Annotated in this window: 11 protein-coding genes; 5 read left to right on the top strand and 6 right to left on the bottom strand. The window is 71.1% G+C overall.

The window, feature by feature from the left end:
- Positions 1–12: 12 nt before the first annotated feature.
- Both K8640_RS28695 and K8640_RS28690 read right to left on the bottom strand, forming a co-directional pair.
- On the bottom strand, positions 13–333 hold the full coding sequence (locus K8640_RS28695) for a polyhydroxyalkanoic acid system family protein (protein WP_046713526.1): 321 nt from the start codon (positions 331–333) through the stop codon (positions 13–15).
- Positions 334–440: 107 nt separating this feature from the next.
- On the bottom strand, positions 441–1,904 hold the full coding sequence (locus tag K8640_RS28690) for a deoxyribodipyrimidine photo-lyase (protein WP_223750039.1): 1,464 nt from the start codon (positions 1,902–1,904) through the stop codon (positions 441–443).
- A 182-nt stretch (positions 1,905–2,086) separates the two neighbouring features.
- Here K8640_RS28690 and K8640_RS28685 point away from each other — a divergent pair, with 182 nt between their 5' ends.
- From K8640_RS28685 to K8640_RS28675, 3 genes are all read left to right on the top strand, one after another.
- Complete coding sequence (locus tag K8640_RS28685; protein ID WP_223749967.1) at positions 2,087–3,316, top strand: hypothetical protein; 1,230 nt, start codon at positions 2,087–2,089, stop codon at positions 3,314–3,316.
- Between the two features lie 69 nt (positions 3,317–3,385).
- Positions 3,386–4,531 carry a DUF1015 family protein gene (locus K8640_RS28680; RefSeq protein ID WP_223749966.1) on the top strand — a complete coding sequence of 382 codons (1,146 nt, stop codon included), beginning with the start codon at positions 3,386–3,388 and terminating at the stop codon, positions 4,529–4,531.
- 9 nt (positions 4,532–4,540) lie between these two features.
- Positions 4,541–5,335 (top strand): tRNA1(Val) (adenine(37)-N6)-methyltransferase, encoded by a 795-nt coding sequence (locus K8640_RS28675; RefSeq protein ID WP_223749965.1) that lies wholly within the window; start codon positions 4,541–4,543, stop codon positions 5,333–5,335.
- Between the two features lie 37 nt (positions 5,336–5,372).
- Here the strand turns inward: K8640_RS28675 and K8640_RS28670 are convergent, their stop codons facing one another.
- The 4 genes from K8640_RS28670 to K8640_RS28655 all read right to left on the bottom strand — a co-directional run bounded on the left by K8640_RS28670 (position 5,373) and on the right by K8640_RS28655 (position 11,714).
- On the bottom strand, positions 5,373–8,621 hold the full coding sequence (locus K8640_RS28670) for a fused MFS/spermidine synthase (protein WP_223749964.1): 3,249 nt from the start codon (positions 8,619–8,621) through the stop codon (positions 5,373–5,375).
- A gap of 150 nt (positions 8,622–8,771) precedes the next feature.
- The gene (locus tag K8640_RS28665) at positions 8,772–9,935 is read right to left on the bottom strand and encodes a hypothetical protein (RefSeq protein ID WP_223749963.1); all 1,164 of its coding nucleotides are present in this window, start codon (positions 9,933–9,935) and stop codon (positions 8,772–8,774) included.
- 1 nt (position 9,936) lies between these two features.
- The gene (locus K8640_RS28660) at positions 9,937–10,773 is read right to left on the bottom strand and encodes a hypothetical protein (RefSeq protein WP_046713530.1); all 837 of its coding nucleotides are present in this window, start codon (positions 10,771–10,773) and stop codon (positions 9,937–9,939) included.
- A complete protein-coding gene (locus K8640_RS28655) occupies positions 10,770–11,714 on the bottom strand; it encodes an ABC transporter ATP-binding protein (RefSeq protein ID WP_223749962.1) in 945 nt (314 codons plus the stop codon). The genes K8640_RS28660 and K8640_RS28655 overlap by 4 nt, the downstream gene beginning before the upstream one ends.
- Positions 11,715–11,963: 249 nt before the next feature.
- Here K8640_RS28655 and K8640_RS28650 point away from each other — a divergent pair, with 249 nt between their 5' ends.
- Complete coding sequence (locus K8640_RS28650; protein WP_141331311.1) at positions 11,964–12,173, top strand: hypothetical protein; 210 nt, start codon at positions 11,964–11,966, stop codon at positions 12,171–12,173.
- A gap of 64 nt (positions 12,174–12,237) precedes the next feature.
- Entirely contained in the window at positions 12,238–13,206 is a 969-nt protein-coding gene (gene hemB, locus K8640_RS28645; RefSeq protein WP_223749961.1) for a porphobilinogen synthase, read from the top strand.
- Positions 13,207–13,223 lie beyond the last annotated feature (17 nt).

Below are 13,223 nucleotides of genomic sequence, written 5' to 3'. Positions count from 1 at the left end.
GGCCGAGGGCCCTCAGTCCAGCGAGGACTTCACCTGGTCCAGCGACTTGCTGGGGTCCAGCACGGCGCCGAACTTCTTCTGGAGGTAGGACTTGGCCTGCCCGCGCAGGAGCATGCCCGGGTCCGTGCCCTCGCCCTCGACGGCCTTGTCGGTGATGACGAACGAGGCGTCCAACTGGATGCCCATCACCTTGCCGACAATCTTGGCGCCCTCGCCCTGCCAGTCGGCCTTCACTCCGTACTTGCCACCCCAGTACCGGAGGAGCTCCTCGACGCGCTGCTTCACCTGGTCCTTCGGCAGGGAGTGGGGGATATCGAACTTCAGCATGCCCATGGCACGGCTCCTGATTTCAGTGTCCTGGCCATTCGTTTATCGACGCCGGGCCGAGAAGGGAACCGCCGAGTCACCCTTGAGCGCACGAATGTCAACGGCCCGGCGCATCACTCCTGGACGCGGCGTGAGCGCTTGAGCTTCACCGGCGGATCTCCCGGCCGGCCCCAGCGCGTCATGTAAGGCGCCAGGTTGAACTTCTCCGCCGTGCGCGGCGAGCTCATCGGCCGCACCTTGCCCAGCACCTTGCGCTCCTGGAACGGCCTGTCGTGCAGCCCCAGGACCCACATGAAGTTGGCCACGCTCGCGGGGTCCCTGCCGTCCACCGCGTACTTGTCATTGAGGTGGGCGATGCGCTTCAGGCCCTCGTCGGGCGTGGCGCTCCACTCGAGGATCTTCTTGCCCCACAGCATGCGCAGGTAGTTGTGGATGCGGCCGCGCTCCAAGAGCTCGCGCTGCGCCGCGTTCCACAGGCCGTCCGCCGTGCGCGCGTGCTCCAACTGCTCCAGGGAGTACAGGTGCTCGCGCGGGTCCTTCTGGTGGGTGGACAGCGTCTCGCGCGCCCAGCCCGGCAGGGACTCCACGGAGAGCTGCTTGTCCTCGGGCGTGTGGAAGCAGAAGTTGAAGCCCAGCTCGCGCCGCACCAGCAGCTCCTCGAGGAAGCTCCTCACCGCGGGGTGGTCCGTGCCACGCGCGCGGATGGCCGCCCGGGCCGCCTCGCCCGCGAAGAGGTTGCCCCAGTGGAAGAAGGGGGACAGGCCGGACTGGTGCGCGCGGCCGGGGTCATTGCGCTCGGTGTCGTAGCCGTCGAGCTTGCCGTGGAGGAAGGCCTCCAGCGTCTTGAGCGCCGCCTTGCGTCCACCGCGCTCCTCGAGCGCCGCCACCTTGTGGTCGATGTGGAAGGCGGACAGCTCCTGCCGGGCCTGCTTCGCGTCGGCCAGCTCGAAGTCCGGCTCCAGGGCGCGCCCCGCGGCCGCGGCCTTCACCGGACGCGCGCGCAACGTCCGTCCAAGGTACTCGGGCCACAGCTTCTGGAGCTTGGGGCGCAGCGTGTACGCGCCGGCCTGCACCGTGGGGATGCGCTGCATGGGCACCACGCACGAGGCGTCCACCGCGAACAGCGGCACATCCAGGGCCTTGGCCGCGCCTCGCAAGTGGCCGGGGATGATGTACGTGGGGAAGAGGTCGGACACCACCGCCGCCGCGCGCCGTCCCAGCTCCGCCAGTCGGGGGCGATGCTGCTTCGTCGTGCGCGGCAGCTCCAGCCAGTAGGGCAGGCCGCGCGACGCGAAGGCCGACGCGAGGTCCGCCATGCCCTCCAGCGCCCACGCGTGGAGCCGGTCCGATGCATGGGGGTAGTCCGGACGCAGCGCTTGATACACGACGACGGGCAACCCCAGGTGGTTGCCCAGCGCGATGGCCGCATCGAGCGCGTGGTTCTCCTCGGCGCGATGGTTGACCATGCACCAGTACAGGACGAAGTCCCGACGTGAGGAGGGCAGGGGGACATCCTTGATGACGACCACACGAGCGGAGTCGACATCGAGCTCGGACCACGAGAACCCGTTGGGCATGATGTGCACGGATGCCCGAGGTCGCTCCGGGTCGCGAGGGAATTGAAGCAGCCGTGCACGAATGCCGTGCCCGTGACGCTTCGAGCCACCGAGACACACTTCCACCCGCCCAGGTGCGCGCAAAAAACACCACCCAGGCCTGGGTTGTGGTCTTGTGTCGTTTGGACCCAAGGAGTCCTTGCGTGTCACCTCTGCGAAACTGGCTCTGTCTCTGCTCCGTCTTCACGCTGCTGCTCGCGACGCCCGAAGGCGCGCGCGCCCAGGTGGGCTCGTCGTACCCGTCGGAGCCGGCTCCGGCGCAGCCCGCGTATCCTCCGCAGGATCCCGCGCCCTCGACTCCGCCGGAGCCGTCGCCGCTGCCGCCCGTGGACCCGTACGCCGACCCTCGGATGGCCGAGCCGCCGCCGTCGAACATCGTGCCGGCCACTCCTCCGGACCCGGCGACGATGCCTCGCGTGGACAACCCTCCACAAACGTCAGACGTGCCGCGCGCGGACGCGCCGGACCTGCGCCAGTCACCGCTGACGCAGGACGGCACGCCCGCGTCGCTGACGCCGTCGGCCTCGGCCACGCCGCCGCCGTATGTGGACAGCGGCGCCATCCTGGATGGGCGTCAGCGCCTGGGGCCCTTCCTGTCGGGGCCGGGCAGCTTCCGCTTCATCGCGCATCACACCGCGCTGGGCGCGCTGGGTGGCTTCTTCACGCAGGCGTTCGCCAATGACTTCGACTTCGACCAGAGCTCGCGCGAGGCGATGCTGGCCGGCACGTTGATTGGCGCGGGCCTGGGCTTCGGCGCGTCCTCCTGGTGGCAATTCAACAACTGGGTGGACAAGCCCATGGCGTCCTTCACCATCATCAACTCGGGCGTGGGCGGCGCCTTCATGGCCGGCTTCATGGACCTCTTCACCCAGGACGCGGGGGTGCTCACCTGGTCCGCGTTCCTGGGCGCGGAGCTGGGCGCGTGGCTGACGGCGGGGCTCGGCGGCGGGCAGCTCCCGCTGAACGACGGCCTGTTGATCTCCTCCGGCGCGGGGTGGGGCGCGGCCTACGCGGCGCTGCTGCTGGCCGTCATCCACTTCTCCGGAACGGACATCTCCTCGAAGACGTGGCGGGACACGCTGCTGCTCGCGCCGGGCATCGGCGCGGGCGCGCTGGCGCTGGCCACCATGCGCTACAACCCGACGCCCTCGCAGATTCTGCGCGCGGACCTGTTCGGCGCGGGCGTGGGCGCGGCGGTGCTGCTCATCTCCGGCCTGGTGCTGGGCGGCTTCGACCAGTCCACGCCGTACGTGCTGTCCTTCCTCGGCTCCGCGGGCGCCATCACCACGGTGAGCCTGCTGTGGGAGGAGAGCGTGGACCGCTCCGCGCTGAAGTCCGCCAAGGACCGGCCCTACCGCAACGTCTGGTGGTAGACGGCCCGGGGGGCGGGCGAGCATGCGTCGTGGCACCGAGGGGAGGCAGACACCACCTTTCCTCGCGACATGGCGCGCGTCCATCCCTTCACGGCCCTGCTGACCCCGCTGGCTCGGACCCTCGAGCCCAGCGGCTACGTGCCGCGCAGCAACGCGGTGCCCCAGCCTTCCCACGTCCGGCCCCTGCTGGAGGCCGCCAACCCCTCGGCGGAACTGCGACGCCAGCGGGAGTCGGGCACGTTGCTGCGCGACGCCCGGCCCGCGCTCTACGTGGTGGAGGTCCACAGCCCGGCGGGCAAGCTGGGCGGCCCACCGGTCCGCTACCTGCTCTGCTCGCTGCGGCCGGACGCGGGCACCCCGCTGGAGGATGACCCGTACCGGCCCCGTGCGTGGGAGGCCGAGCCCGCCGTCACGCTGACCGCGGACGACCATGGTGTCTTCCGGGGCCTGCTGGCCGAGGCGAGCGAGCGCTCGACCCTGGTGTGGGAGGGGGACTACGACGGCCACCCGCTGTCGCTGCGCCGCATCGAACCTTCGCCCGTCTCCAAGCGCATCCAGGCCGTGCTGGACGAGGCCCCCATGCGCCCGCTCAGCGCGCTGGCGGAAGGCGGGCCCACGCTGGCCGCGGTGGTGCCCCTGTCGGACCCGGGGCTGGAGGTGCTCCCCATCCACCGCGCGCTCAAGGGCGTGGACACGTTCAAGGAGGAGACCTTCCTCACCCTCGTCACCGCGTACGCGCGGGTGTACGAACTGGACGAGCCGCTCGACACACCTCGAGGGCTCGTCGCCGCGCGGGAGCGGCTGGCGACGCTCATCACCGGGCACCACGCGGTGCTGCTGGTGTTGCCGGGCGGCAGGGGGCGCATCCTGCGCTTCCGACAGGGGTTGGACCTGGCTCACCTGAAGGGCGCGCCGCGCAACCCGACGCTGCGCAGCCTGGACCTGGCGCTGCTCAACGCGCTGGTGCTGAGGACGGTGCTGGGCATCCGCGAGCCCGAGGCGGCGGGACATCCCCAGGTGTTCCCGGTGCAGGGGCTGGAGACGCTGGTGAAGGGGGTGGAGTCGGGCACGTTCCAGGTGGGCTTCGCGCTCAATCCGCCGCCCATCTGGGAGGTGCGCGCGGTGATGGAGGCCCAGGCCACGCTGCCGCCGAGGACGCTCCGGGTGGAGCCGTTGCCTCCGGCGGGCCTGCTGTTCCTCGACACGGAAGCGTAGTCCGCCCGCGTGAGGGTGCTGACGCACAGCGCGCCGGACGAGTCGGGGCGCTCGGCGCCGGAGCTACAGGTGGGGCCCGGCGAGACGTTGGACGCCATCTGTGGCGGAGCGGTGCGGGTGCTCCAGCGCCGGCTGGGCTATCGCTTCACGTTGGACCCGCTGTTGCTGGTGCACTTCGCGGTGTCGGTGGGCGGCGCGGGGCGCGGGCGGCTGATGGACCTGGGCACGGGCTGCGGCATCATCCCGCTGGTGCTCGCCTGTCGGTGGCGCGGCAAGGACCTCCTCGGGCTCGAACTGCAGCCGGGCCTGTTCTCCCTGGCCCGACGCAACGTGCTGCTCAACCACTGCGAGCGCGAGGTGTCGCTGGTGTTGGGGGATTTGCGGCGCGTGGACGAGCAGTTCCCGGCGGGCGGCTTCGCGCAGGTGCTGTGCAATCCGCCCTACCGCGCGCGGGCGACGGGGCACACCAGCCTGTCCACGGAGAAGGCGCTGGCGAGGCATGAGCTCGCGTGCGAGCTGTCGGACGTGTCGAGGGCCGCTGCGCACCTGCTCGAACCCCGGGGAGGGCTGTGCATGGTGTACCCGGCGTCACGCTTCGCGGAGCTGGTGACGGTGCTGCGCGTCTTCGGGCTGGAGCCGCGCGTGGTGCGGTGGGTCCATCCGCGCGCGGACCGGCCCGCGAAGCTGGTGCTGCTGCACGCGGTGAAGGGGGGACCCGCGGAGCTGACCGTCCTGCCACCGTTGGTGGTGCACACCGAGGACGAGCACGCCTTCACGGACGAGGTGCGCGCCATGGTGGTGTGAGGGCGGCCCGGTGTGGGCCGCCCTCGGTGCGTCCGTGCTACGGCGCCGTCTCGGTGGCCTGACCCGGGGCGGTGGGCGCCGCGGGCATGGCGGGGGCGGTCGGGCGCGCGGTCGGGAGCGATTCGACCGTCTCCGCCATGAACACGGAGGGAGCGTTGGCGAGCAGGCGCTCCAACTCGGTGCTGGCCCGCTCCGCCAGGGCATGCTTGTGGTGTTCGTAGCAGCGTCGGCGGTCATCCAGCTGCTTGCTGTCCCAGACGGTGTTGGGCTCCACCGGCTCCAGGACGGAGACGCACAGGCCCAGCCAGTCCACCACGTGGGCCAGCTCGATGCGCGTCTCCTCGCGCGCCATCGTCAGCGCGTGGGAGGCGAACGGCTGGGCGAGGACGTCCACCAGCCTGCGGCCGAGCGCCTTGTCCGCGCGGGCGATGATGTGCAGCTGGGGAAGGATGGCGGAGACCACGTCGCGGTCGGGCCAGGGATTCGTCCGGTGGGCGATGAAGCCTCGCTCGAACAGCGCGGCGGCCTCCGGAATCTTGCGCTGGCGCAGTCGCAGCAGCCCCTCCAGCAGGTCCGCCTCCACCGGCAGCGTCGCGCGCAGTGGCTCCAGGTACTTGAGGGCCGCGTCATCGCCCTGGTTCGCGAGAGCGTGGGTGAGCGCGAGCTGCTCTCGGGGGCCACGAGGCTCCCAGGGCTCCTTCTGCCAGCGTGCGCGGATGGCGGGCCACTGCTTGCGGTAGTAGGCGTCGATGGTCGGGGCCACTGCCTGCACGGGGGCGCCGAGCCGCTCCTCGTTCGAGAGCGGAATCGCGCTCCACGCGCGGTTGAGCGTCACCCGGTTCCAGTCCACCTGCCCCCGGATGGCGGGGCGGCCCATGCCGAGCGCGTTCGCGACTTCCCGCAGCGTCTGGATGGAGAAGCCGGTGTCGCGTCCCAGGCTGCGGGCGAAGGCGAACTCCATGAACGACACGTCATCCGTGTTGATGAACTCCTGGCTCTGCTCCGCCACCTTCGCGGTGAAGTCGGGGCCCGCCACGAAGCGCGCGAGCACGCCCTCCACCTCGTCCGTGCGCCAGGTGGTGCGCAGCGCGTCGCGGTAGGGCACCTCGGCGATGCGCGCCCGCAGCTTGTCCACGTCATGGACCAGGGGCTTGTGCGTCGCCACGAGCAACAGGTCTCCGGTGTGGACCTGCCACGTCTCCACGGACTCGAACTCCGAGGCGATCGTGGCGAAGGCGCTCTGCACGGTGAGCGCGTCGACCTCGTAAGCCTGCAGCCACTGCACGAAGATGCCGCCATCCGCCATCCGCTGCTTCACGGCCTGGTAGAAGTCGCGCGTGAAGAGGCTGGCGATGCCCGCGCGGTACGGGTTGGAGGGCTCGGAGAAGATGATGTCGTAGCGCTGCCGCGTGGTCAGCAGCACCTCGCGCGCGTCGGCGACGAAGGTGTGGACCTTCGGGTTGTCCATCACGTTCTGGTTGACGGCGGAGCACTGCCGGGCGACCTCCAGGATGGCGGATTCGATCTCCACCACGTCCACCCGCTCCATGCCGGGAATGGCGCCCAGCCAGCCCGCCGTGCTGCCAGTGCCCAGGCCGATGACGAGCGAGTTCTTGGGGTCCTCGTGGAGCAGCGCGCCGAGCAGGCCGCTCATCACCTGGGTCGGCGCGTCGCCGATGGTGTTGCCGTCCGTCTTTCCGTTGACGATGAAGGACAGGCCGACGCTCGAGTTGAGCGCGACGCTGCTCTCCACTCCGTCCTTCTCCCAGACCATGCCGCGGGCACGGTTCCGCTCCCAGGCCTCGATGTGGTTGATGCTCGACTGGTTGAGCATGTCGCGTCCGGCGCCCACGCCGCCGTGTCGCCACACCGCCGAGGGGCCCTGGGCCGACAGCAGCACCAGCGCGAGCGCTCCGACGGAAGCCGGCACGAACAGCGCGGACATCCGCTGCTCCACCTTCATCGACAGCGCGGCCGACGCGAGCCCCAGCACGGCGAGCAGCCCCGCGACGAGCTGCCAGGTGACGGGCGCCGTCATCAGCGGAATCACCCCGAAGCCACCCGCCAGCGAGCCCACGATGGAGCCCACCGTGTTCCAGGCGTAGATCTGGCCCACCTGCTTGCCCACGTCCTTGCTGCCCTTGCCCACGAGCGCGAGCAGCAGCGGGAACTGGACGCCGGAGATGAACGCCGCGGGCAGGATGACCACCGAGGCCACCAGGGCCCAGGCCAGCATCATCCCGCCGAAGCCGACTCCGCCCAGCGGGCGCAGCAGCGCGGCGAAGACGGCGAGCCGGTCTCCGAGCGCGAAGGGCAGGGCGATGAACGCGGCCTCCGCGGCGCACGTCAGGGCGAAGCCCGACAACGTGGCCGGCCGGTGGCGGAAGAAGAACGAGTAGGCCGCGCCACCCAGGCCGATGCCCAGCAGGGCCATGGCGAGGATGAGGCCGAAGGTGAAGGTGCTGCCACCCAGGATGGGGCCCAGCATCCGGTACCACACGAGCTCCATCAGCAGGAACGCGAAGCCCACGAGCAACGCCGCCACCAGGGCGAAGCGGGAGGTGGGCGTGGCCTGGGCGGACGGCGTCGCGAGCGGAGCCGCGGGCTCCTGCGCGACGGCGGAGGGCTCGGACGCGGCCTGGGGCTTCGCCGTCGCGGCCTCCGGCTCCATGGAGCGGCTCACGCTGCGCGCGCAGATGGCGACGGCCGCGTTGAGGAGGCAGGCGATCCACAGCGTGGTGCGGTTGCCGTACACCTCCAGCATGAAGAAGGTGGACAGCGTCGCGCCGGTGACGGCGCCCAGCGTGTTGACGCCGTAGAGGATGGCGAGGTGTCGACGCGCGGGGTCCTCATCCGACTGCACCGCGCGCGCGGCGGCCGGCAGCGTGCCGCCCATCAGCACCGTCGGCACGGCGAGCACGAGCGTGGAGAGCACCAGCCGCGCCACGCTGCCGCCGAAGAGCCCCAGGCTGGGCGTGCCGCCGACGCCGATGTAGGCCGCGCGCGCCAGCTCCACCAGGAACGGGCTCAGGCCCGCGCTGGCCGCGATGAGCAGCTCCAGGTTGGCGTAGTAGTTCAGCGGGCGTGGGTTCCGGTCCGCGCGCGCGCCGAGGAGCACACCGCCCAGTCCCAGCCCCGCCATGAAGATGGCCAGCACGGCCGCCGACGCCGCGGTGCTGGCGCCGAAGATGAGACGGAACTCCCGCAGCCACACCGTCTGGTAGACAAGGGCGCAGAGCCCCGAGCCGAACAGCAACGGGGCGACCCTCGACACACGTGAAATCATCAATCGGTTCTCTCGTCGGGGGACTGTCTCGAGGGGGGTGAGACAGGCCTTACGGCGCGAGAGTGTCGCAGAGATCCCCGCGACTTGGCCATGGCGCTCGGCCCTCCGGACGCTCGGAGAGCATGCACCCACCGGGCGTCCGGCCGTGGATCAGGGCGCTGGGGCCTGCTCGACCCCCACCTTGGCCTCGCTCCCGGTGGGGGCCGCGGCCTCGGCGGCGCGGCGCTCCTCCTTGCAGAAGGCCAGCCGCTCCTGGATGACGGCCAGGGGGACGGCCATCTCCAGGGTGAAGGAGTTGCCATCCGGCTTCACCTTGGCGAAGTCGAGCAGCTGGGCCAGGTCCTTGTCCTCGCCCGCCTGGGCCTTGATGCGCGCCAGTGACAGCGCGGCGCCGAGGGACTTGCCCAGGTCCGTCACGTCGTCCGCGTTGGCGCCCTGGATCTCCGCCACCAGCGCCACGTCCGAGCTGGCGTCCAGGTGCAGTTCCACGTTCTGGGCCACGTCACGCAGCCGTTGCGCGAGCGCCGCCTGCTCCTTCGGCAGCAGCCGGGCGATGTGCTCCACGGACAGCACACCGTACATCTCTCCGTACGTGCTGTTCTCGGAGATGGCGGGCGGCTCGTCCGGCCCGCGCCCCTCGACGCGGTCGATGGCGGCCTTCACCTCGTCGGGGGACCTGCCCATGACGAGCAGCTGGTTGTTCCACGTCCCGATGGAGGGCCCACCCCGTCGCGTGACGGTGGTGCCGTCCTTCAGCGTGTCGGTGGACTCGCCCGGCTCGTACACGCGCGCGCCCTGGCCGTAGTCCGCGGACACGCGGTCGCCCAACAGCTCCTGGTAGCGCGCGTTGCTGAAGTTGCCCGACAGCATCATCCCCTCGTCGGTGATGACCAGCCGGTCCAGGTCCTGGAGCGGATCCACGCCGCTCTTCTGGCGGAACTGCTCCAACTGCTTGCCGCCGTCGCGCATCATGCAGTCCAGCAGCAGCGCGCCGATGGGCGAGTGCCTCAGCGCGTTGGCCTCGATGACCACCGCCGTCTTGCCCGGACCCCGGGGCAGCGCCGCGAGCAGTGGATCCCTCGGCTTCGCGGGCACCGCGGCCTGCTCGCCCGCGTCCGGCGCGACGGGCGTCGGCTGCGTCCTGCGCCGCTCCGCGCGCTCACGCTCCGGCGCGCGCATCCGTCGGGGGAACTCCACCTTGGGCTCCTCGGTCTCGGTCTTGTCGCCCTGACCCAGGAACATCAACACCGCCGCGGCCACGAACAGCAGCGCCGCCATCGCCAACCACGCCCCTCGCTTCTGGCGCCTCTCCATCTCAGTAGTCCTTTCCCTCGAACCGCCAGAATCCCACCACCAGCGCCGCCATCCCGAAGACGAAGACGCCCAGCAGCAGCGTCCCCAGCGAGCTCACCTCCAGGGGCAGCGACGCGGCCAGGTCCCCGGCGGCCTCCGCCAGCGCGGACAGCCGGGGGAGCAGCAGCGTCACCCCCAGGAACGCGTCGCGGCTCAGCCCCTCCTCGAAGAACCGGGCGATCTGCTGCCGGTTGCCCGCGATGATGCCGCCCACCATGAAGGCGAAGCCCGCCGCCGCGCACAAGGCCGCGCTGCGCACCAGCGTCGCCGTGGTCAACATCACCGCGTACACCGCCGCGAAGCCCACGCACGCCATCAACCCCGCGACGAGCGGCCCCACCGTCCAGTACCCCGCCTTCACCCCGAAGATGAGCACCAGCCCCGTGGTGCCATACAGCGTCCCGCCCAGCGCCAGCGTCATCACCCCCAGGAACGTCCCCGCGAGCAGGTGCCAGCGCTGGATGGGCAGCGCGAGCAGGTGCTCGATTCTCCCCGGCGACATCAGGCTGGGCGCGAAGTCCGAGCACGCGACGATGCCGAACAGGATGCCCCCGTAGAACACGATGAACGCCGCCGCCTGGTACACCGGCCGCAACGCCACGTCGACGGACTGGATGTTCGCGCGGATGTCCTGACCGAACAGCCGCGACGCCGCCAGCGCCCCGTCGATGACCTCCAGCCTCAGGCTCAGCGCCACCACCGCCAGCACCAGGGTGATGCCCACCATGAAGGCGAGGATGAACTTGCGCGACACCGCCTCGCGCAGCACGTAACCCGCGATTCCCACCACCGGCCTCATGCCGCCACCTCCGCCCGCCCCGCGCCGGCGCCCATCGTCCCCAGCAGCACCGACTCCAGATCCATCCCGTCCCGCCGCAGCTCGACCAGCAACGCCCCGGTGGCCCGCGCCCGGTCCAGCGCGCCGTTGAGCGCCGCCGGGTCCTCGGCCTCCACGTGGTACACGCCGTCCGCCCGCGCCTGGGTGAAGCCCGCGACGGCCAGCGCCTCGGCGCTCGTGCCCGGCGCGAAGCGCACCACCCACCGCGAGCCGCCGCGCACCAGCTCCTCCAGCCGCCCCTCGCGCACCACGCGGCCGTCCGCGAGGATGGCCACGCGATCGCACACGCGCTCCGTCTCCGCCAAGAGGTGCGAGTTCAGGAAGAGCGTCGTGCCGCGCCGGACCTCCTCCTGGAGGATGCGCCGCACCTCCATGCGCCCCATCGGGTCGATGCCGTCCGTGGGCTCGTCCAGGATGAGCAGCTCCGGCTCCCCCACGAGCGCCGCCGCCAGCCCCAAGCGCTGACGCATGCCCTTGGAGTACCCACCAATCTTCCGGCCCACGGCGTCCGAGAGGCCCACGCGCTCGAGCAGCTTCAGGTGGCCCGGCGCGTCCGGCTTCAGGCCCTTGAGCTGGCGCACCGTCGCGAGGAACGCGGTGGGCGTCCACGAGCCGGGCAGGTGCAGGCGCTCGGGCAGGTAGCCGATGCGCGCGCGGATGCGGGCATCCTCGGGCGTGCCGCCCAGGACGCGCACGGTGCCCTCGGTGGGCTGGACGATGCCGAGCAGGCTCTTGATGAACGTCGTCTTCCCCGCGCCGTTGGGGCCGATGAGGCCGAAGGCACTTCCTTGGGGAACCGACAGGTCCATGCCCCGCAGGGCGATGTTCCCCGTCCTGCGGAAGGCGCGCTGGTACGTCTTGCGCAGGTTCGTCACTTCGATGGCGGGCGTCTGGGATGTCACGGTCGAAACTGTAGACGAGCCAGCCGTGCGGCGATTGCCTGTGTCGGTCCTCCGGGGGAGGGGCGTGCGGCCGTGCACCCGCTTCGAATCCCCGCGACCTCGTTTTCGCGGCCCTGGGAAATCGGTTTCGCACGCCCGAGGTCGCTGCCGCGCCGCGACACCTCGTCGTTTCGCCCCCTTGCGATGTGGCCCTCCGCTGGTCCGTCCCGTGCAATCCCCGCCGGCACACCCCAAGGCAGGAGGAAGTGGATGACGTACGCGGAACGCGTCGAGCAGCAGCGTGAAGAGGCCCGTCGGGAGCTGGCGGCCGCCGAGCAGGAGCTGGCGTCCGGCGGGGAGGCGGCGCGCGTGCGCTACGCCCGGGCGCTGCACGAGGCGGACCTCGCGGAGGCCCGCGCCCAGCGCCACGCCCGGGAAGGCCGGCGTCATCAGCACAGCTGGAGGCTCGTCGCAGGGTGAGCGGGCGGGCGCCCGGACGGAAACGATGAAGGCGTGGGCGCGCCGGTTTATACCGGCGAGCACCATGGCCCATCCCGTCCACCGCCCCCGCCGCCTCCGTCGTTCGCCCGTCCTGCGCGAGATGGTGCGCGAGACGCGCCTCGACCCGGGGAACTTCATCTACCCCCTCTTCGTCGTGGAGGGCCGGGACGTGCGCCGTCCCATCGCCTCCATGCCGGGCATCTTCAACCTCTCGCTCGAGCACGCCGTGGCCGAGGCCCGCCTGGCGAAGTCCCTGGGCGTCCCCTCGGTCATCCTCTTCGGCATCCCCGACCACAAGGACGCTCAGGGCACCCAGGGCTACGCGCGCGACGGAATCGTCCAGCGCGCCATTCGTGAAATCAAGGCGGCCGAGCCCGACCTCCAGGTCATCGCGGACGTGTGCCTGTGCGAGTACACGGACCACGGCCACTGCGGGGTGCTGGAGGACGGCCACGTGGTCAACGACGCCACACTGCCGCTGCTCGCGCAGATGGCCGTCACCTGCGCCCAGGCGGGCGCGGACATCATCGCCCCCTCGGACATGATGGACGGCCGCGTGGGCGCCATCCGCAAGGCGCTGGACGAGGTGCGCCTCATCGACGTCCCCATCATGTCCTACGCGGTGAAGTACGCCTCCGGCTACTACGGCCCCTTCCGCGAGGCCGCCCAGAGCACGCCCAAGTCTGGAGACCGCCGCGGCTACCAGATGGACCCGGGCAACGTGCGCGAGGCGCTCAAGGAGGCCGCGCTGGACGTGGAGGAGGGCGCCGACATGCTGATGGTGAAGCCCGCCCTGGCCTACCTGGACGTCATCCGCGCCGTGCGCGAGCGCTTCGACCTGCCGCTGGCCGCCTACAACGTCTCCGGCGAGTACGCCATGCTCAAGGCCGCCGGCCAGAATGGTTGGATTGACTACGAACGGGTGATGCTGGAGACGCTCACCGGCATCAAGCGCGCGGGCGCCGACCTCATCATCACCTACCACGCGCTGGAAGCCGCGAAGCTCCTGTAGCCAACACCACCAGGGCC

This window comes from Myxococcus sp. XM-1-1-1 (genome assembly GCF_020037095.1).
Lineage (GTDB): Bacteria > Myxococcota > Myxococcia > Myxococcales > Myxococcaceae > Myxococcus > Myxococcus fulvus.
The sequence above is the reverse complement of the archived record's forward strand: the minus strand, read 5'-3'. Positions and strand labels throughout refer to the sequence as shown.